Source organism: Streptococcus varani (genome assembly GCF_001375655.1).
GTDB lineage: Bacteria > Bacillota > Bacilli > Lactobacillales > Streptococcaceae > Streptococcus > Streptococcus varani.
In genome coordinates, this window is the sequence record NZ_CTEN01000001.1 from 106,028 (window position 1) to 124,926 (window position 18,899).

The 18,899-nt window shown below is 43.8% G+C and carries 22 protein-coding genes; all 22 read right to left on the reverse strand.

Annotated features, from left to right (window positions below):
• Positions 1-25 precede the first annotated feature (25 nt).
• The 22 genes from BN1356_RS00585 to BN1356_RS00690 all read right to left on the reverse strand — a co-directional run bounded on the left by BN1356_RS00585 (position 26) and on the right by BN1356_RS00690 (position 18,898).
• The gene (locus BN1356_RS00585) at positions 26-253 is read right to left on the reverse strand and encodes a phage holin (RefSeq protein WP_077323270.1); all 228 of its coding nucleotides are present in this window, start codon (positions 251-253) and stop codon (positions 26-28) included.
• A gap of 4 nt (positions 254-257) precedes the next feature.
• Positions 258-536 (reverse strand): DUF7365 family protein, encoded by a 279-nt coding sequence (locus BN1356_RS00590; protein ID WP_077323269.1) that lies wholly within the window; start codon positions 534-536, stop codon positions 258-260.
• A gap of 3 nt (positions 537-539) precedes the next feature.
• Positions 540-758: a hypothetical protein gene (locus BN1356_RS00595; protein WP_093649506.1), complete on the reverse strand. Its 219-nt coding sequence runs from the start codon at positions 756-758 to the stop codon at positions 540-542.
• Positions 739-1,182, reverse strand: a complete 444-nt coding sequence (locus BN1356_RS00600; protein WP_093649508.1) for a DUF1366 domain-containing protein — start codon at positions 1,180-1,182, stop codon at positions 739-741. The genes BN1356_RS00595 and BN1356_RS00600 overlap by 20 nt, the downstream gene beginning before the upstream one ends.
• 12 nt (positions 1,183-1,194) lie before the next feature.
• A complete protein-coding gene (locus BN1356_RS00605) occupies positions 1,195-3,231 on the reverse strand; it encodes a DUF859 domain-containing protein (RefSeq protein ID WP_093649510.1) in 2,037 nt (678 codons plus the stop codon).
• 1 nt (position 3,232) lies between these two features.
• Positions 3,233-6,697 carry a phage tail spike protein gene (locus tag BN1356_RS00610; protein WP_093649511.1) on the reverse strand — a complete coding sequence of 1,155 codons (3,465 nt, stop codon included), beginning with the start codon at positions 6,695-6,697 and terminating at the stop codon, positions 3,233-3,235.
• A 3-nt stretch (positions 6,698-6,700) separates the two neighbouring features.
• Entirely contained in the window at positions 6,701-8,197 is a 1,497-nt protein-coding gene (locus tag BN1356_RS00615) for a distal tail protein Dit (protein WP_093649512.1), read from the reverse strand.
• Positions 8,197-11,772, reverse strand: coding sequence for a tape measure protein (locus BN1356_RS00620; RefSeq protein ID WP_093649513.1), 3,576 nt, complete (start codon positions 11,770-11,772; stop codon positions 8,197-8,199). Before BN1356_RS00620 ends, BN1356_RS00615 begins: the two co-directional genes overlap by 1 nt.
• Positions 11,773-11,793: 21 nt before the next feature.
• Entirely contained in the window at positions 11,794-12,393 is a 600-nt protein-coding gene (locus tag BN1356_RS00625; protein WP_093649514.1) for a Gp15 family bacteriophage protein, read from the reverse strand.
• A 1-nt stretch (position 12,394) separates the two neighbouring features.
• The gene (locus tag BN1356_RS00630) at positions 12,395-12,754 is read right to left on the reverse strand and encodes a hypothetical protein (RefSeq protein ID WP_093649515.1); all 360 of its coding nucleotides are present in this window, start codon (positions 12,752-12,754) and stop codon (positions 12,395-12,397) included.
• Positions 12,755-12,815: 61 nt separating this feature from the next.
• Complete coding sequence (locus BN1356_RS00635; protein ID WP_093649516.1) at positions 12,816-13,271, reverse strand: phage tail tube protein; 456 nt, start codon at positions 13,269-13,271, stop codon at positions 12,816-12,818.
• A complete protein-coding gene (locus tag BN1356_RS00640) occupies positions 13,272-13,673 on the reverse strand; it encodes a minor capsid protein (RefSeq protein ID WP_093649517.1) in 402 nt (133 codons plus the stop codon).
• Entirely contained in the window at positions 13,670-14,032 is a 363-nt protein-coding gene (locus tag BN1356_RS00645; protein ID WP_093649518.1) for a minor capsid protein, read from the reverse strand. The genes BN1356_RS00640 and BN1356_RS00645 overlap by 4 nt, the downstream gene beginning before the upstream one ends.
• Entirely contained in the window at positions 14,032-14,373 is a 342-nt protein-coding gene (locus BN1356_RS00650) for a putative minor capsid protein (RefSeq protein WP_093649519.1), read from the reverse strand. The genes BN1356_RS00645 and BN1356_RS00650 overlap by 1 nt, the downstream gene beginning before the upstream one ends.
• A complete protein-coding gene (locus BN1356_RS00655; protein ID WP_093649520.1) occupies positions 14,360-14,767 on the reverse strand; it encodes a head-tail connector protein in 408 nt (135 codons plus the stop codon). The genes BN1356_RS00650 and BN1356_RS00655 overlap by 14 nt, the downstream gene beginning before the upstream one ends.
• Positions 14,768-14,782: 15 nt before the next feature.
• Complete coding sequence (locus BN1356_RS00660) at positions 14,783-14,977, reverse strand: hypothetical protein (RefSeq protein WP_093649521.1); 195 nt, start codon at positions 14,975-14,977, stop codon at positions 14,783-14,785.
• A 6-nt stretch (positions 14,978-14,983) separates the two neighbouring features.
• The gene (locus tag BN1356_RS00665; protein WP_093649522.1) at positions 14,984-15,184 is read right to left on the reverse strand and encodes a hypothetical protein; all 201 of its coding nucleotides are present in this window, start codon (positions 15,182-15,184) and stop codon (positions 14,984-14,986) included.
• A 13-nt stretch (positions 15,185-15,197) separates the two neighbouring features.
• A complete protein-coding gene (locus BN1356_RS00670) occupies positions 15,198-16,022 on the reverse strand; it encodes a major capsid protein (RefSeq protein ID WP_093649523.1) in 825 nt (274 codons plus the stop codon).
• A 29-nt stretch (positions 16,023-16,051) separates the two neighbouring features.
• A complete protein-coding gene (locus tag BN1356_RS00675) occupies positions 16,052-16,627 on the reverse strand; it encodes a phage scaffolding protein (RefSeq protein ID WP_093649524.1) in 576 nt (191 codons plus the stop codon).
• 151 nt (positions 16,628-16,778) lie between these two features.
• Entirely contained in the window at positions 16,779-17,009 is a 231-nt protein-coding gene (locus BN1356_RS00680) for a hypothetical protein (protein ID WP_093649525.1), read from the reverse strand.
• 51 nt (positions 17,010-17,060) lie between these two features.
• Positions 17,061-17,276 carry a hypothetical protein gene (locus BN1356_RS00685; RefSeq protein WP_093649526.1) on the reverse strand — a complete coding sequence of 72 codons (216 nt, stop codon included), beginning with the start codon at positions 17,274-17,276 and terminating at the stop codon, positions 17,061-17,063.
• A complete protein-coding gene (locus BN1356_RS00690) occupies positions 17,273-18,898 on the reverse strand; it encodes a phage minor capsid protein (protein WP_093649527.1) in 1,626 nt (541 codons plus the stop codon). Before BN1356_RS00690 ends, BN1356_RS00685 begins: the two co-directional genes overlap by 4 nt.
• Position 18,899 lies beyond the last annotated feature (1 nt).

Genomic DNA, 18,899 nt, shown 5'->3' on the forward strand with positions numbered 1-18,899 from the left:
CCCTAATTTCCTCATGCTATGCCTCCTATTTAGGTTCAGTGTAGGTCATTGCTCTGTCTGAGTCTGATACCCCAGCTGTAGTAGGGTCAGACACAACTCCAAGCAAGACAAGCAATGTAAGAGCTGTATTGGCTACGTCATTGATATTGTCAGGCAACTTCAAGCCTAGCTGTTGGGCTAGTAAAAGAGCTGTTGCGACAATGGCCGTCAAAGTCGCCTTGTTCTTAAAGCGTAGTTTCCAATTAAGTTTCATGAATTTAATTCCTTTCCTTAATCATTGTTTTTAGTTCTCTGACATCTTCTGTCAGGTTCTTCATCTGTTCAGTCATAGCTACTAACGCCTGATTTTGTTTATCATGGTCATCTAGCCGCCGTGTATGGTCTTTGATGGTCTGCTCCAAAAATGAGATTTTAAGCTCAAGAGTATTGATTTTTGTAGCTTGCTCAATACTTTTAGCTTTCAGCACATTATAAAAGCCATAAACTGTAATGATGAACCCTACGAGAGTAATCAGCGCTTGGTATTCAGGTCTCAAATATTACTCCCCCTTTGGCTCAGTGGTCTGCTCTGATAACACCTCGATTACTACATCACGTAAGTTGAAAAGTTTTGGTACCTGTTCAACTGTGTAAGTGCCAGCAACAACAAGGGCTACCCATGATTTAACGATTTGATGTTTTTTAGTGAATTTCATTGTAAAATTTCCTTTCTTGATTAAAGCTGTACCTAAAACAAGGTTACTCAGTAGGTCCTTCATCTTCTACCTCCTCCACATTATCGACTGGTGCAAAATTAGCAAGAACCCCCATCACAAGCTCTGTCAGTTCAGATACAGCGTTGTTTACTGCCTGCTCATTCTTGATAGTTCCTTGTTTAGCTTCTCTTGTCGCTTGCTCCAAGTCTTCAATTGCCTTTTGTGACTTCTCAATCAGTTCATCATACTTGGCGATTTTTGCACCAATCTCATTGAACTTCTCATTTTCAGCACGCTGTGGGAAATTCTCTTGATAGATAACCTCAAGAGCAAGTTCAAAAAGCTCCGTATTGGATAAAGCAATCTTATCAGGAGATAAAAAAATAGGGACTATTGCCCCATCTGCATTGATTAACGTAACTTTGGTGGTGGACGCTGAACCACTAGCGTCATATTCTTGTGATTTTGAACCATATTCAAATTTCATAGCATTTCCTTTCTATGGATAAGGGTCATTGGTAACATAGGTAATAGTACCAGTCCATACCTTGTTACCTGTGATATTGTTAGTCAGCCTGATTTGTCCATCAGGGGCTAGATGGACAACTGATGTACCAGATATAGTTGGACCCGAGTTAGCTTGGATGATAAGATGTGCCTCTTTGATTGGCCTATATCCTGCTGGTATAGTCTCACTCATCAAACCATATTCGACTGTTGAATTTATGTTTTTGATAGCTCTATCAACTGTTAGGGTTACTAAGTTCCCTTTTCTCATTGCACTAATACCAACACCCCACATAATGGTAAAGTTAAAGGTGGCTGTATCTGTAATGTTTAACCTCGAAAAAGAGGATGATGTGTTCTGTACCGCTAACTGTGACCAACTTCCCCACGCTCCATTGGTCATTCTTCGTGTATAAATATCAGTTGAGTTATAGGGCATGAACATCTGAGAAATAAAGTTATCTGAATTATACCAAACGGTAAGATAACCATACTGATTACCTGGACTGTTTTCTCTCGCACCGACCATGTAATAAAAACCAGCAGATGTAACTAGATTAGCATTGCTAACCGTTATAATCCTGCCGTTGTTTTCAGTCAGTTTATGTTGCTGAATAGGATTTCCGTTAGCGTAAATATCTCCATTGACATCTAACGCTCCACGTTCTCTAATCTTATTGACACCCACCCCAGAACGGTCATAGGAAAAAACCACGCTTTCCGTCGCTACATTTATTGCAAACTCAGTCTGAGTAAATCTATCGGCAAGAGTGCCAATAACAACCCATGACTGATTAGCTGCATAGGTACCTGAGAGATTAGCTTGAGAGTTAATCAGACTAGATAAGCTAGTCCATGAGCCAGCAGCTGTCCCAGTGTCAGCCGTGTAGGTTGTTGTTCCTAGCCTTGCAACCTTAAAGGATAGTGTCATGATATTCTTTTGAGCACCGCCAATCGCCAAAGGTGCTACTCTAGCATTTCTTGTGACGGTAAAAGTACTGGAAGTTGAGCCAGTCCTAGCAATACTAAAGCTCAGAGCTGGTGCAAAGTACTCAAGAACCGTTACTGAGACATCTCTAGTATCTGACCAACGCCCACGACTGTCAGAGACGCTTGCTCTGATTGTGATAGCACCGTTGTAGTTCATAATTCCCAAGGTGCCACCATTCACATTGGTTGTTTGGTTCTTGCCCACAATCTCAGCTTTATAGCCCGTAATAGATGAGCCATAAGAGCCAGCACCGCCGTTAAATGTAACCTTAATATTAGATACTATCTGAATAAAGGTAGTGGTACTAGATACCAAGTTTTGAGCTGCTGTGTTGAAATCAGATAAAGAAACGCCTGTAAAGGTTGGTTTCATGTTGGTTGGAACGCTAGCCGTTAGAGTTGTTGACTGCGTTCCTGTCTTGGTTGAACCTGAGTAGGTATCGACATAGATTATCCCTGTCCCACTGGTTGAGTTGGGAATATCATTAGCAAAATCAAGAGGGATAGTCCACGTTGTGGAGGTATCTACATTACTTGCTATTGTCCCTTGTTTGCTACCCCAGTGATAGCGGACAGTGTGCTTAAAGCTAGAACTCTGACGGCTGATGTTGATAGTAACGGCACTACCAATAACGCCAGTGCCAACACTCACAGAGCTTGACCGTGGGATAGTGGTAAGTGTGAATGAGTTACCACCGATTGAGAGCGTACCAGGCGACCAACCACCGCTACCGCTAAAGCTAGCAGACAAGCTAAATGATTTCTTACCGTCTGCATTGTGCCCAACTGTGATAGTTTTGTCAATCAGCATGATTGTCTGATTATAACTAAGCATAGAGGGGCGACCTGACCAGCTCAGTGTCTGACCGTTGACGGTAGCTGAGGCGGTACAGTTGTACTCTGCAAAGGTAGTAGTCGTATTCAGCAAGGCAAGCCTTACCCTAACCTGACTACTATTGCCTGCGATATTCTGAGAGGTTTGGTCTATCCATAGGCGGATACGATAACCTCTATCATTATTTGACCAAAATTCAGCCATTTTATCCTCCTACATACCTAATAACGTTCATGTCAGCGTTGAGATGATACTGTTCTTCTCTGAACCGTCCAATTTGGATTGTCTTTGAGAAAATACCATTTTCAATGTGGATAACACCTTGAGAGATATACATAACCTCTACCCCTGCTGAGTACATGGAAATCCTACCGTTAGGGTTAAACATCAAGCTTGAACTGCCATCATTCTTACCAATGACCAGGCCCTCATTTGATGAACTCATGTAAGTATCAATGAAATTCCAGCGGTCTGAGAGCTCTCCAAGGTCTTTAGCAATGGTAGAAACACGTTGGCTAGCTGAAATTAAATCTTTTTCAGCCTGTGCCCTCGCCGTGTCATTAGCTTTGACAAAGTCCTGATAAGCCTTAATCCAGTTGTCCAATGTGTCAGCACTAGCCTTAGCCTCTAGCTCTGCTTGGATAATACCAGCTTTCTCATTGAGGGCGTTTAGCTGCTCTTGGGTCAGTACTTGGTCAGCCTTAGAATTAAGGTCAGCTTCAATATCCTCTGGTGCTGGTGTCCAATCCGTGGCGATATTTCCGCTTTCTAGTTTCATTCCACAAATTTCGACTACTCCACCACTATTTTGACCAAATTGGATAGAGTTATAAACTGCGTCAGCTACAAAAGTAATGCTATATCTCTTCCAATCTGTATGATTGATAGATTTTAATAAAACCTTCCTAGTGTCACTAGTTGTCCATGACCTCATCAAGAGATTAACACTATTTTGTGAACTGGTAGATGACACCCTTGCCCAGCAAGAAATAGTATAGGTATCCCCCACAATTAGATTGACACCTTGTGCCAAGTCCTTGTTACCACCATTGGTATTATTGACTACACGAACGGCTTTTTTTAGATTAGATGACGGCAGTTCATCTACATCAACGACCGTAGCAGTACCATTACCGCCAGACACAGACAACCACGTTCCATTTAGACGATTTCCCAATGGTAATGTTGCTGTATTCAGCAAAAGATTACGCCCGCCGACCTGAACATTGTCAAACAACGCCGTCCACTTATACTTAGTGTAGTCTTGACTATCTGCCTCAACAAAGTCAGTTAAAGTACCTAGATAACGCTTATTGTTGCTATCTGATGTGCTGAAACCGTCACGGCCATCAGCAGAGTTAGCCCATGCACGGTGAAAGTAGGGCGTTTTTCCGTCAGCACCAGCCTTTCCTGGTATGCCCTGGGCTCCGTCCTTACCATTTTTACCATCTGTACCTCTCCATTTAGTCCAGCGGTAATCAGCAGGATTGGTGCTATCAGTTGCATTAAAGTCTACATAAACCCCAATATAAGCCTTGTCTGCGTTGGTTTGGTTAAAGCCTCCGCCTGAGATAGTATCAGCGTAAGCAATATGGGTGTACTGAGTTCTTCCATCAGCTCCTTTAGCTCCTGGGATACCTTGCTCACCTTTGGGCCCTTGGAGACCTTGCAAACCTTGTAGTCCACGCTCCCCTTGAGGTCCTTGGGGTCCAGTATCACCTTTGTCACCCTTAGCTCCAGTTTCCCCCATTTTGGCCACAGAAAAACCTGTCTCGCTAGTATTATCCGTGTAGCTCCATGTAGTTTTGGTCCAGAGGTACTGACCAGGGGACACGCTAGGAATTTGAGAAGACCAACCGCTTGTGGGTGGGACGGTTCCTGATGTAGAACCAGCATAGACTACCGTAGTTGTTCTGATACCCACACCGTCTTTACCAGCGATACCGTCACGCCCAGTATTTCCGTCTTGACCAATTCTAGCCACTGAGTAACCAGTCTCTGAGGTACTGTCTGTGTAATTCCAGACCGTCTTAGTCCATAAATACTGCCCAGCTGGTACCGTAGGGACAGAGTTTGTCCAACCTGTGCCAGGGGCACTTGTCCCTGATGTTGAGGAGGCGTAAGTAATAACGGTAGACCTCAAGCCTACACCATTCTTACCAGCGATACCATCACGCCCTGGGTCTCCTTTTTCGCCTTTGAGACCGTCAGAGGCATTCAAGAAAGTAATCTGTTCAGAGGCTACTTCCTGATTATCGACCCATGCAGCGATTGTCAGAACCATTGTCTGATTGATGTCAGCAGCTTTGACAATGTAGGTAGAGCTTGTAGCCTTAATCTCACCGTCAACAACCCAACGCCAGCCACTATTGATGACCCTGTTCCCTTTCATCAAGGTAGGGGTCACAACTGACTGACCTTGACCATTCTTAAACGCTGTACCGTTGTCTGTAGAGACTTTCACGGTGTAAGGTTTAGCGTCTTCTATCATACGGTCTAGGCGTTCCTGAATACCGTTTGACAAGAGATTTTCAAGAGCCTTAGCGTTTGAGAAAGTGGTCTTGTTGTTCTTTGGATTGGTAAAGCTGATTGTCTGCTCTGATACCCTCATTTCAAGCAAGAGTACAGGGCTAAAGCCATCATCATAAACCTTTACGGTATCCCCTATTTCAAGGTCAGCAAAACCCTCAGCCTCATAGGTTACGGCAGGATAACAATTCTTTTTGAGTTCACGGTACGCTGCTGAACGGATAACCTCAGGATTTGAACTTTCTACCTGCATATCCTTTCTTATCCACTGGTCATTAGTGGTGGAGCTAGTAAACGCTGATGGATACATCTGCATAGAAAGAGGAGCATACAGCCCCTCTCCTGCTTGATAAAATTCACGTTCTCCCTTATCGTTATTAACAGACCAAGCACTGAGCCCAGAAATGGTGACAATATCGCCATTTTCTGTTCTACCAGTAGGCCTAACCATGTTGTAGATGTTTGTTTTATCTACTGTTCTAGTTAAGGTTTTTAGGTTCTTTCCGTATGTCAAAACAGTTGGGCTAATACGCCCTACGCCTTGGTGGGTGTCGTCGTTTTCGTGGTAGACATTGACTACAAAGGACTTGATAGAGCTATCAGCGTTGAGGTGGGTGTCAAATTCAATCTCTGCCCCAAACTTCTTAGCTAAGCTAAGCAGACGGTTCAGCTTGGTATCTGCTCCCTCCCACTCAGCAGAAATTTTCTGAGTAGAAACCTCATTGACACCAATTTTCAAGAATGTAAAGTTTAGCAAGTCCATAGCGTCACAATATTCTTTGAAAGTCATTGCTTTTGGCGCTTTGTATGGATTAGAATACTCATTGATAAGCTCAAGGTTCAAGTTGATACCGTAACATTTGATAATCTGCTCATTCTCCTCAACTTTTCGGATAGTATGTAGATAAGTCTTACCCTTGTACTGAAATGATACAAAGGCTTTTTCATTCAGATAGTTGTAGGCACGCTTACGCCCCACATCTGAAATGATGGCCTTTTTGAATACTGTGAAATCAAATGTACTAGAACCTGTTTCAAGGTACCTAGTCCATGTATCGTTAAAGTAATTCAACGTAGCCTGTTTATCGTTATCGATAAAAGCAACTTTTCTCAAACTTGCGTCATGAATTGTCAATAACATAAGCTATAAGTACCTTTCTTCAAATTCTACCTTGATTGTTGGCTTGGTCTTAACCCAGCTTGAGGAATAGACCTCAAGGGTAGAGTTACCAGGTGGAATAGTCAGGAATGTTGAGCCGTGGACAATGTCCACAATACGCTCCAAACCGTCCACAGTAACCGTGTCATTTTCGCTATTAAGTACCACATTCGAACCGATAGGGTAACGGTTAGGAATGTCTTTAGTAACTGCCACAAAATCCTTGCGGTAGAAAATGCTATCCAAGTACATACGGGTTACTAGTGGTTTGTTCCCCAGTGCACCAAATGCCACATGGATTTTGGCTGATTTTCTACCCTTTATTTCAGGAATGGTAAAGGTGTTGTAAGATCCCCACCAAAAGACCGTTACCTTGTCATCATTACGTTTGAGGTCTGACCAACCTCTAGGCTCGTTAAATGGGTTTTGGCTGTCTAAGTGGGTTCCTGTAAAAGTCCACTTTTTGAGCATGTTATAGCCACCTTTTCCGTCAGCAGCCATAAAGTTATACTCACAGCCTAAACCGTTGTAGCGTTTGAATGTCTCGACACCATACAAAAACCGTCCCTGTTCGTCAGAAACGGTCAACTTGATAAAGCCATACTGGTTGGCTGCACCAAGCCAAAAGACTTGTCGCCACCAAATATAGTCATTCAGTGAGCCAGTAGCCCCTGAGCTATCTGCTGGAATGTTCCAAGTCAAACTCCCTGCGTTGTTTCCAGTAGTGCCTCCTGGGCTTTGTAGAAACAAGTGAGGGCGACCTTGCCAATTCACACTCCCTATGGTTCCTTTGAGGTTCTGTGTTGTATCGTTCAAGATAGCAACGTTCTTAGTAGCGGCACTCAGACCAGTTGTGATTTTACTGTCACGATAATCAAAGAGTAGCTCAGACTGTTTCACTTTCTCAGTGTCAGCCTCCTCACGGTCACCAACTTCAAGAGCACCGCTAGTGTTGACTATACCAATATAGCCATTCTCAGCATTGTTTCTTACTGTGACCACAGGAAAAGCTGGGATATTACCATCATTGATAAGATTAAAGGTCACTTTATCAGATGATACCGTACCATTGTCAAATAATCGGTATGTGGTACTGTGAGCCACACCGTCAGGAATAAGGAGCTCAAACTCTCCCTTTTGAAACCATCTTGTCACGTTATCCATGTCAACTGAGCCAGTCACAAGCCCCATATAGTACTTGTCAGGCTCATCAGAGATAATGACCTTGACAGCCTCAGAGGTATTAAAGACCCCTGCCAGCGTATGCTTAGCCTGCTCAAGCGTCATGCCGTTTCTTTCTTGCATGGCAAACTTAACTTTAATGATTTTAGCCCCTGTTCTTACTTCTTGTAAGTTCACTCCTAAGAGTGGAGCGTCATTAGTTGTAATGTTACGCTCATTACCAACAGGGCGGATAATTTCAATAATTCGGATAACCTCAGAGAGGTCAAATCCATTGATAGTGATAGTGTCATTACTCATCAGACAATCCCCCTCATCATGTTATCTATTTTGATTTTGTCGTTTTGATAGTTAGTCATTGGTTGTCCAATCTTAGCAACTAGAGCGCCGTCATCAAGTACCATATTCACAGGACGCTTGACAGCTTGCTCAGCCACTTCTAACGCTTTAGTAAGAGCTTTGTCCGCTTGGTCTCTGATAATCTCAATTTGGCTCATTTCAGCACGTTCTGTGATGGATTTGAGCTTGAACTGACTAGACAGAGAACCGTTACCAAGACCTAGCAACTCCTCAGCACCAAACTTAAAGGCAGACATCTCTTTCTGCACATAGGCTAAGCTATCAGTCACATCAGAGGTATTCTTTTCAATACCTACAGCGATACCTTGGGCAATGTAGCGCCCTACGTTATCCCTGAATAGGCGTGACGGTGAGTGAATTTTAGCCTTAGCTTGTGCTGCACGTTCTGCTTGAGCCACAAGGGCATTAGCTGCCGCTGTAACTGCTCCAAGCGCTGAATACATACCTTGAGCCAAACCTTGGCCAATCATAGCCCCTACGCTACGCATAGCACCAGCTCCTGACATACCAGTAGAACGGATTGCACTTACCATAGCAGACATGGCAGCTGTCGCTGAACTAATCCCGCTACGGATACCGTTAGTAACTCCATCTGAGACACCTTTACCAGCTTGTCGCCCTGCTTGTGTCATTTGACTTGCTGACTGCCTTACCACTGACACCATTTGCTGCATACTTGAGCGCATAGTTGAGACTGCCTGTGTCATGGCAGAGCGTACAGTAGAGTTAAGCTGACTCATTGCTGATGTTGCAGCCCTTGAAATATTAGCAAAACCTGAGGCAACCATTGGCGCTGATGTGGCTAGTTGCATGATTGAGGTTCTTGCCGTCATTGCTGAGGCTGTAATAGCCGTAAATCGACCAGGAACCGAACCAAGTACACCTCCAAGGGCACCAAGTACAGCAGATACCGCTGAGAAACCTGCTGACATAGCTGAGGCTCTAGCTTGTGCCATAACCATTGAGGCTGACAAGGCTGTAATTCTGCTTTGTAGTGCCGTAATGCTAGCCGTTGAACCAGCAAGACCTACAAAAGAAGTCATGACAGCACTAGCAAAAGTCCTCATAGCAGAACCTGCTGTGGTCATCACTCCTGGCAATGAGCCTACACTTGAGTTAAGTGTGCTGAATACACTAGGGAGCGTCTGCATTGCTACGCTAGCCGTCTGAGCTGATGTAGCAATAAGTTTTAAGCCAGTTCCTGCCTGTTGCAAACCTGGACCCGCTGAGGCGATACCTGAGCTAGCAATAGCTGCTAGACCAGTTGCCACGGCTGCCAAAGTTCCAACCAAGTCACCAAGTTTGAGGTCTACCAGCATTTTGACACCCTGAGCCATTAACTTCACGCCTTGTCCAGCGTTTTTAGCTGCTGAGCCCATGCTTTCAAAAATGCCAGCCACCCCATCTAGCACATTTCGGATAGCAGAGCCAAAGCTCTCTACCACGCTACCAGCGCTTTCTAAAATTGAGCTGACTTGCTCTCCGAAAGTTTGGAGTAGTTGGGTCAAGCTATCAATGATAGGGCTGATTTGACTGATGAGATTGTTAAAAGCCTCTACTAAGGACTGTAGTACAGGAGCGACCGCCTGAACCATTGCTGAAATAGCTGGAATGAATGGAGCTAGTGCCTGAATGATTTGAACGATTGCCTGAGATACCACGGTCACAACTTGGACAAAGGCGCTAGAAATAATCTCAACAATAGGGGTCACTGCCGTAGCAATTTGAGCTATTCCTGAGCTTATCGACGCTATGACCTGACTTAGGGCAGAACCTAGAGCAGTTATTACAGGGGCAAGGCTACTAAAGGAGCTAATTACCGTAGCGATTGCAGAGCCAGCCGCTGTGATGAGCGGTGACAGCATAGCAAAAGATGAGGCTATCGTAGGTAGTACTGGTGCCACAATAACAAGAGCATTAGCCAAGCCCTGGAGTGCCAAGTTAAGGATTGTACCGATAGCTGTACCAACGCTGACCACTACGCTACCAACACCTTGTCGGATTGTAGCTATCCCTTGTCCTTGCATACCCATTAGGGCAAAGGCTGCACCAAGTGCCAAGATAGGTACTGCCAAGGCTGCGATAGTGGCAGGGTTGACCATTGCTAACCCCTGACCAATACCACGAAAAGCAGCACCTACACCCTGACCAATACCTCTAGCGGCTGCCGCCACACTTTGGCCAAGGCTACGGATAACAGAGACAATGCTTGTGCTAGCTGTCCTAACAACTGATGTAGCACCACTCACCCCACTTGTCGCATTCTTTTTGAAAAGACTGAATGGGTTAAAGGATTTCAAAAAGTTAAAGGCTTTGAAACCAGCAACTAAACCAATCAAGCCGCCCACTATTGCCTGAATTGCTCCAGCAGGTAGTGAGCTGATAAAGTTAGCCGCTACGGTTGCAGCCTGAGAAAGCCACTTGACCACATTGCCTAGGACACTAGCTAAGGTATTTAGCACGCTTGAGGCGGTCAGACTGTTCCAAACATGACCAATAGCCCCAGCGATACTCTGAATAGCACCTATAAAGGCAGATACTGCCCCTGTGTTAGAAAAGGCAGCCCAAAAGGTCTTAACCTTACCCACTAGGCTTGAGATAGTACTGCTAACTTTAGCTACAATACCCTCTACATTGATACTCTCAAGGAATTTACCTAGACCGTCAGCCATTCCGCCAAAATCTATACTTTCCAAAGCGTCTGATAGGGCATTGACCGCCTTGATACCAAACTTGTTGAGATGTTCAAACATAGGCATTAGCTTATTAGCTAAGCTCTCCTTTGCTCCATCTATGGCCTGGTCAATCGTCTTAAACTCAGTGGCCATTTTTTGGAAAGCGTCAGAGTTACCAGCACGGTTCATAGCGTCAAAGAAATCTTCTGTCTTGACTTTACCATCTTGAACCGCTGAAACCAGTTCAGCCGTAGACATGCCCATCTCTTTGGCAACTGCCGCCATACCAGCGGGCGCTTGTTCCATCATAATCTTAAAGTCCATCCAGGCAACCTTAGGCTTACTTGCCATTTGTGTCGCCTGAGTAGATAAAGATTTCATGGCTTGGGCTGGATTTTCTGCTGAGGCTGCAAGTCCACCAAAAGCCTTAACCAAGCTACCAACATTTTTAGTCCCTACAGCGTCAAGCTGAGAGTAAGTACTAGCCATATCAGAGGCTGAATAAATGGTCTTGGTGGCAAAGTCTTGCATTTCAGTCTTAGCAGCCTTGATGACCTCAGGAGAACGCCCAAAGGCTTGTAAGTTACCCTCAAAGGTCTTCCATGCCTTTTGTGAGCTGTTCAGTTCTCCAGCCATTTCACGGATACCACCAGTGACAACTCCAATACCAGTAGTGAGAGCAGAACTAATCAGGTTAGCTCCTAGAACCGACTTAAAAACAGACCCAACTTTTGAGCCTGTGCTTTCTAGTCCACCTAACAAGGTCTTTAGTTTTCCAACCCCTGACTGGGCTTTTTCTCCGTCTAGGTCAACCTTGATAGTAACTGAACCATCTGCCATAGTTTTTCTCTCCTTTCCTGATTAGTAGTCAAAATCTTTAGGTAGTGCATACTCTTTCTTGAGTTGTTTCATGCTTTCCTTGTACTTCTTACTGTCGCCTTTCTGTGGCTTGTAAGAGCGTATTTTAAGCACCTCAGCAAACTTAGTATCACTAGGTAGCCCATTGAGTAGGGCATTAAATTTCTTCCAGTGCAATGTATTCTGAGCGTCAATCAAATCAAGACCGTAAGCCTGCATAAATGATGAGTAGATATACTCAGCGTCATATTTCAAACTAAAAAGCCGCTCTCCGTCTTCTGATTGACTTCTTGAGCGTATCTTGCTTTTGATTGGATTGCCCGCTAGGTCTAGTACTGGAGAACTATCTTTAGCTGGAATAATTCTGATGTGTTCCTCAAAAATCAGCTTAAAGATTGCCGTTGCTTGTTCAGGGGTCAAAGCCTCTGTAAAGTCAACATCTGTAAATATCTGAATAGCTAGATAAGGCTTGTAAATATCTTCAAACTCATCATCATTGATAAGCTCCATGACTTTCAAAACCTTATTAAAGGCTATATTCATGGGGTACACATCATCACCAAGGAATAACTCATCTGTCAATTTCCTTGATAAATCCAGCATATTAGTCACCTAGATACTTCTTGAGAGCGTCACCGTTGTTACGTTTTTCCCACTCATCTACCACGCCTGAAATGGTTTCAAGCAAGTAAACCATAGTATCGACGGTAGACTCATCAGAGTAAGCATAAACCTTGTTATAGGCCTCCTCATCAAACAATCCAACCCATGACTCTTTAACCATGACTTGCAAAGCGTCAAAGGCTTTCTCATCTTCTGTATCTGCCACTTTTTGCCCCTCTTTTTGGAGCTTTTTACCGACTTCCTGCATATTCAGGATATTCTTATCGTTGGCTGCAAACTCAAGTTGAAATTCTCCAAAATCTACAGGAATGACATTACTGCGCTTTTTAATTACTACCATTGTTGTTTTCTCCTACTAATCAAAATAAAAAGAGGGGAGCGTCAAACTCCCCTAAGCTGCGTTATCCACCGACTACAGCGGATTGTTTAGGTACTGAGTTCCAGCTGATTGTGCACTCAAAGGCTTCAAATTCAGCAGCTTCACCGCCTCCGATTTTAATTTCAGAGACTGTGGAAGGTGCTACGTATTGAGTTTTACCGTCAGCGTCAACCACCTTGAACCACACTTTACGCTGGTCACCAGTCAAGAAACGCATACCAGCGATAATAGCCTGCGCTGTGTCTTCTTTGATATAGTCACCCTCAAAGGTGTAACCATATTTGACAGATGTTACCGTTGTTTCAGGCGTTCCGTCACCGTTGTAGTAAGCAACGTCATCTGTCTCTTCATCATTTTCAACCTCAGCGGTTGTGACCCCATCTGCAAGCCATTTCCAAGCGTCAGTCCCTGGTTCTACTTTGTCAGATGTCCAAGGTGCTACGTAATGCTTACGTAGGGCATTTTTCATTTTTGGCATTTATCTTCCTCCATTTGTTTCAAGTTTTGCTGTGATGTCCAGCATATAAACATAAAAGCCTTGGTCATCACGGTCATTAAGGAATGGCTGTGAGACTTCAAGGCCTCTGAATTGATATGAATTATTTTGACTAGGTAGCTCAAGGTTAAAATCAGCAAGAGCACTATTGACAGCCCACAGAATAGAGCTTGTCTTTTGGTGGTCAGTCGTTTTGATTGCCACCTCAAAAACAAGGCTAATATCTTGCTTACCGTTCATATACTCTTTTTCAACCTTGCCACCAGGTAAAGGATAAAGAACTAAACTCTCCGTCTCTGACAAGTAATCAAGTCTACAAGTCAAAGGGAGGCCTAGTGTGTTGATGAAATCTCTTAGGACTTCTGAAAAATCATTGTTATTCATGTCTTAACTCCCATTGCTCTCAGTCCAACCTTGCCCCAATCCTTAACATGGAGCGCTGAGGCTTTCAAATCCCAACGCTTACCTGTTCCAGGAGTGGTATAACGCCTAAACGTGTAGCTACGGTTTTTGTTGTAAGCTCCACCGTAGAACTGTGCCCTTGCATAAGGACCAGGGTATCTTACTCCGTCTCTAGTAGGCTGACCACTTCCGCTCAGTTCCCCACTCTTGCGAGGGATAAAAGGGTTCATGTCAATCATCATTTGACTAGCGATAGCTAACTTCCCTTTGGCCAAGGCTGATGATGATACTTTTTTCTCAATGCCTTTCAGGTCAACTTTTACAGATACACTTGTTCCCATCAGATACACTCCACCTCATAACAAAATATTTTATTATTATGTGGATAACTGACAGGTACAATAGTAGTCACTCTGTACTCAGTCTGTCCGTCATTGATAATGGCATTTTCAAAAGACTTATCTAGGACTATTGGGCAATATTGAGGATACACAAACAAAAGGCTAGGTTTAGCCTCTTTGCGGTTGTTCTGGGTGCCTTGCACTTGATACTGTCTATCAAACCTAACAGGACTAAGCGTGACTGGGCTCTCTAACATTACTTTACCCCATGCGTCTTTTTCTCCTGTGGTTTTCTGGATAGTCACAGTATCGACCAGCACTCTCTTATCAATGCCTGTCATAACCTACCCCTCTAAAGCCAAATCCTGCCCCTTTCAGAGCGTTCAAGGCGTCAATTGATAAGTTATACCTAGCACTTTCTAAAGAGGTCTTTGTGGTGTCCTTGTAGCTCACTGAGGTACGCCCAAGCGATACACTAGCAACTGACTGCTTATCATCAGCCGTCAGGATACCGCTAGTGTCCAAATAGACCACTTGGAAAGCTACAGCCAACTTGACCGCTTGCTTTCTGTGCTCAATCTCTTTCTCAAAGTCTACAAAATCATAGAACCCATTAAGAAAGAGGTTGATAGACACCTCCGCTCTCTTTAGCAGTTTCTCAAAGTCACTGACTTCATCAAATCCAAAATCCTTAAATTCATCTTTGGTTAAATAAGCGATAGTAACCACCTCCAATTAAAAAAGGCGGTGTTACTTATCCGCTTTTGCTGCTTTTTCTTCGACACGTTCAAAGAATGGGCTGAGTTCAGGGTGTGTAATTGCCCCCTTAGCGTTAAGCTCCTCAGCCTTCTTTACTTCCATGTCATACTCAATACCTTTATCAAAATTTGTTTCTTTGCCATCAACGACAAAGACCACGTTTGATGTTGCTTTGAATTTAGCCATTTTCTATTATTCCTCCACTTCGTAGCCTTGATTTTCAAAGGCTGAAATCATGATAGGGTCAGACAAGGTAAAAGATACCCCGTCCTTGGTCAAAGTAACAGACTTTTTGACAGAAACTGTTTCCACCACTTCCTCTGTGGTTTCCTCAGTTACTTCTTGCTTTTCCACCACTTCCTCTGTGGTTTCCTCAGTTTTCTTTCTAGCCATTACTTAGCCTCCCTTATGCTGATTTGTGAACGTAGATAGCTTTTTTCTTGTTGTCAAGAACAAAAGCGTCATAACGGATACGACCCTCAACGAGCTTACCGTTAATTCCTGGTGGGTTGTCGTGGATTTTGTAGTCTTCCAACTTGACAGGAGATGTAGTAGCCACTGGGTGAGCAATGACAAATTCTACATTTTGTGGCAAGCGTGATGTAGGTGTCAAAACAACTGGCAAGCCGTCAATCATACCTACTTGACCTTTGATAGTGATTTCTTGACCAAGGTCAGAGTTCTTCACAAAGGTTGGGTCAAGTTTGATAAGTTTGTAGAACTTAGGTGACACATGCAAGACACGGCCTGCTGTTGGAATGAATGCGTCAGTTAATTTGACCTGTCCATCAAGAACAGCCTCATAGGCGTTTTCTTTGGTTACAGCCGCTGTAGTGATGTGGTCAGCGTGTGCACCAGCTACGATTGTTGCAAAACGGTAGGTATCGACCTCAGGGATAACAACTTCTGAGAGTTGGCGTGCAAGAGCCTTACCCGCCTCCATAACACCATTAGTATCTTGTTCAGATTTTTTGTCAATGGTGAACGTGAAAGAACGGTCTTTCTTGAGTACCATAGTTTGAACGGTGTTACCAAGTTCCTCAGCCTCACCGTAACGGTTCTGACCAGTTGTCTTGTAGTCATTCATTCCTGATGTTGGAACTGAGTAGACCTTGACTGTGTCAACGCCTGTGAAATCAAAATCTTGGTTGATGATACCAGTAGAGAGCGCCTCTTTAGCAAAACGCTCATCAACTTTGTTATCAAATTTAGTTGCGTAGTTTACTACCATGTAAAATACCTCTTTTCTTTGTTTTGGTTTTATACGCTATCAAAGCCAGCAAAAAGGGCTTTGTCCTCTGCACTCAAGTTATCCCCATTGTCAGCTGCTGGGTTACCTGGTACAGAGATGTTAGGGTTAAGCTGTTTGTCTTCACCTTGGAATAAGTAAGGGCTTGTTTCTTTGAGGCTGTTGATTGTGTCCTCTAAGATAGGCTTTCCATCTTCCCCTAGCTCAATCTTGTCTAGGTCAATGAACTTCATCAAATCCTCAGAGTTGTAAGCTCCCACATCTTTCAAAGCAAGGGCTACAGCGTTAGTTTTAGTTACCTGAGCAAGCTGTGCCTCACTATCAGTCTTGTACTGGTCAAATTGGGCTTGTAGGTCTGCCAGCTGCTGCTTGCTTTCCTCACTTGCTCCCTCTTTTTCCTGTAAATCCTTGATGGCTTGGTTTTGTTGCTCAAGCTGTTGTTTCAAGGTGTCGTTTTCTGCCTGTAACTCAGACTTAGCCTGTGCTTTTGCATTTTCAATACCCGCACCGTACGCTTGCATGATATTATCCAGCACACTATTATCTGTGATACCTGCGTCAACCAACATCTCACGTTTAAGGCTCATACCTTAACTCCTTTGTTTTACGTCACGAGGGACTGAGATACAGACACTTTTACGCCATATCCAGGGCAAAATAAAAACCGCTTGGACTTCCAAACGGTAAATATCTAATTACAGTAGTCTTTCCTACCAGTCAAGATGAGTGACCACCTCCTTACTTGCGACTAAACCAAGATTTCTTTTGCGTCTTCTTGAGGGCTTTGACTCCCTCCTCCACTTTGTCAAAGCGGTTGTTTGTTGCTTTTACATTTTTAGAGTTGATTTCTTCCATCTTCTCAACAATACGCCAAAGTTGGTTATTTTGGTCAAGCAAGAACTCAATGGCACCCTCTGCCATTCGTAGAGAGTTCTCAAGTGCACGTTTTTTCTTGATACGTTTGTTCATGGCTTCCTCCTATTTTTGGGTATAAGAAAAGCGCCTAGATTGGACTAAGCGCTAATTGATTACTTGGATTGAAACAATGCCACTCTCAAAGAGAGAGACCTCTGTGGGGTCATCAGGACTAGGATTGTCAATAAGAATAGTGATTTCATCTTGTTCATCATTGTCCATTTCATCAACAAAATCTGTGACAACTCCCTTGATAATTTCGCCATCACTATTGACTACCTGAACCTTTGAGCGTAGGTAGTTCCAAAGTCGCTTACTCATTTACGGTCTCCTTTCCCTTTGATAGTTGGCACAATATGTGAGCCAGTCTTACTGTAATGAATACGGAAATCAGTAGCGTTCTCAATAACTTCACCAGTTCTAGGGTCTATATAAGTTCCTATCGGTTTGTTTTGTGAGATGATTTCCTGCATTTTGGTTGATTTCGGATTGTACTTGAATTGTCCATTACCTGCATATCTGTCAATAAGTGCTTGGCACTCCTCTTTAGTGATTGTCAGATAGCTTGGTGGGTGCTTGCCATTGGATAGGTTTTGAGCTAAGTACTCCTCATAGCCTTTGGTGCCCCTGATGTGTCTTTCAAAATGCTCATTGTTTATTTCTGTCTTAATTATACCACTTTCGACGGCTGAAATGAACTTTTCACGCATTTCTTTTTGTTCCGCCCTGTGCTTTTCCAATTTGGCCAGCTCACGCCTTACCTTGACCTCTTTCTCAGCCTTTGTAAATGGGTCATCATAGTACTTCTCCCTAGCATAATCACGGTGTAGGAATGGGTTCTGTCTGAGATAGTCTCTCATAGCTCCCTGTTGCACCCTGACCCTGCTCTTGTACTTGTCTATGAGCTCTTGGTCTCCTAGTTTTTCTGCAACGTGGAGAAACTCCTTAGACTGTCTGATAGACCGCTCCAGGGCTCTCTGTTTAGCCTGTACGTTAGCATTCTCGATAGCTTGCTCAGGCGTTAAATCCTTGACATCTTCGCCAAGCTCAGGTTTGTAGTTGGCACCAACAACAAAAGGCGTGATTTCATGGGTACAGTTGATACCCAAGCAACCGCCAGCTGTTCCGTAACCATAATCAGATAAAGCAAGGATACGCTCTCCCTTTTCAGTCCTAGCAACTCCAGTAGTGACTATCTGGTGTTGTAGAGGGGCGCACATTTCCCTTGCTGTGGATTTCTTGGAGTAGTAGTAGGTATCTATACCCAATTCCTCAGCTGGAGCCATTCTGACCTCACGATAAACACGCCAAGCTGTGGACTTGATGACTTGCCTAGCGTAGGTGTCAGCTTTCCAGTTCTTGCCTTGGCTGTCTGTAAAGCCATAAAAGCCCTTTTTAGCCCATTTCATGACAGTATCTGAAATAGCCTTGTCTGATGTTGCCAGACCTGTGACAACCTTTGCTGTAGCCTCCTCAATGATAGACTGGTAGGCACCTATCACGCTCTTTGGTAGCGTGGTGTTAATAAGGTTGTTGATGTCACCCATGGTCTGATTGACATAAGCTGCAAGGCTATTCTGAATAAGAGAGTTACTAACAAAGGTACCGCCACCAGTAGCCTCTAAAAGCTGTTGTTTGGTATCATTGTAGATTTTGTATCCCTCGTTTTGGATAACATACCTAAACTGTTCCTCGGCAATTCCTGAACGGTCTGAAATGAGCTTGAGGTTGTCCTCATTGAGCAGCCCCATCTCATTCATCTTCTCAAGTTGCCAGATGTAGGGATTGTCATCAAGACTGGCAGAGCCACGCTCTTTGATACGGTCTATAACTTGGTCAAACAAGTCAAGAGTGAGCTGATGATAGATGTCTGCAACCTGACTAGCGTCAAGCATAAGCTGCTCATCATTTAGTTTGATTGGTTTCTTCTTGTCATCAGCCATC

What these genes read in the sequence shown, in the direction of transcription:
- BN1356_RS00585 (WP_077323270.1), bottom strand. Translation starts at nt 253, where the DNA reads ATGAAACTTAATTGGAAACTACGCTTTAAGAACAAGGCGACTTTGACG.
- BN1356_RS00595 (WP_093649506.1), bottom strand. Translation starts at nt 758, where the DNA reads ATGAAGGACCTACTGAGTAACCTTGTTTTAGGTACAGCTTTAATCAAG.
- BN1356_RS00600 (WP_093649508.1), bottom strand. Translation starts at nt 1,182, where the DNA reads ATGAAATTTGAATATGGTTCAAAATCACAAGAATATGACGCTAGTGGT.
- BN1356_RS00605 (WP_093649510.1), bottom strand. Translation starts at nt 3,231, where the DNA reads ATGGCTGAATTTTGGTCAAATAATGATAGAGGTTATCGTATCCGCCTA.
- BN1356_RS00610 (WP_093649511.1), bottom strand. Translation starts at nt 6,697, where the DNA reads ATGTTATTGACAATTCATGACGCAAGTTTGAGAAAAGTTGCTTTTATC.
- BN1356_RS00615 (WP_093649512.1), bottom strand. Translation starts at nt 8,197, where the DNA reads ATGAGTAATGACACTATCACTATCAATGGATTTGACCTCTCTGAGGTT.
- BN1356_RS00620 (WP_093649513.1), bottom strand. Translation starts at nt 11,772, where the DNA reads ATGGCAGATGGTTCAGTTACTATCAAGGTTGACCTAGACGGAGAAAAA.
- BN1356_RS00625 (WP_093649514.1), bottom strand. Translation starts at nt 12,393, where the DNA reads ATGCTGGATTTATCAAGGAAATTGACAGATGAGTTATTCCTTGGTGAT.
- BN1356_RS00630 (WP_093649515.1), bottom strand. Translation starts at nt 12,754, where the DNA reads ATGGTAGTAATTAAAAAGCGCAGTAATGTCATTCCTGTAGATTTTGGA.
- BN1356_RS00635 (WP_093649516.1), bottom strand. Translation starts at nt 13,271, where the DNA reads ATGCCAAAAATGAAAAATGCCCTACGTAAGCATTACGTAGCACCTTGG.
- BN1356_RS00640 (WP_093649517.1), bottom strand. Translation starts at nt 13,673, where the DNA reads ATGAATAACAATGATTTTTCAGAAGTCCTAAGAGATTTCATCAACACA.
- BN1356_RS00645 (WP_093649518.1), bottom strand. Translation starts at nt 14,032, where the DNA reads ATGGGAACAAGTGTATCTGTAAAAGTTGACCTGAAAGGCATTGAGAAA.
- BN1356_RS00650 (WP_093649519.1), bottom strand. Translation starts at nt 14,373, where the DNA reads ATGACAGGCATTGATAAGAGAGTGCTGGTCGATACTGTGACTATCCAG.
- BN1356_RS00660 (WP_093649521.1), bottom strand. Translation starts at nt 14,977, where the DNA reads ATGGCTAAATTCAAAGCAACATCAAACGTGGTCTTTGTCGTTGATGGC.
- BN1356_RS00665 (WP_093649522.1), bottom strand. Translation starts at nt 15,184, where the DNA reads ATGGCTAGAAAGAAAACTGAGGAAACCACAGAGGAAGTGGTGGAAAAG.
- BN1356_RS00670 (WP_093649523.1), bottom strand. Translation starts at nt 16,022, where the DNA reads ATGGTAGTAAACTACGCAACTAAATTTGATAACAAAGTTGATGAGCGT.
- BN1356_RS00675 (WP_093649524.1), bottom strand. Translation starts at nt 16,627, where the DNA reads ATGAGCCTTAAACGTGAGATGTTGGTTGACGCAGGTATCACAGATAAT.
- BN1356_RS00680 (WP_093649525.1), bottom strand. Translation starts at nt 17,009, where the DNA reads ATGAACAAACGTATCAAGAAAAAACGTGCACTTGAGAACTCTCTACGA.
- BN1356_RS00685 (WP_093649526.1), bottom strand. Translation starts at nt 17,276, where the DNA reads ATGAGTAAGCGACTTTGGAACTACCTACGCTCAAAGGTTCAGGTAGTC.
- BN1356_RS00690 (WP_093649527.1), bottom strand. Translation starts at nt 18,898, where the DNA reads ATGGCTGATGACAAGAAGAAACCAATCAAACTAAATGATGAGCAGCTT.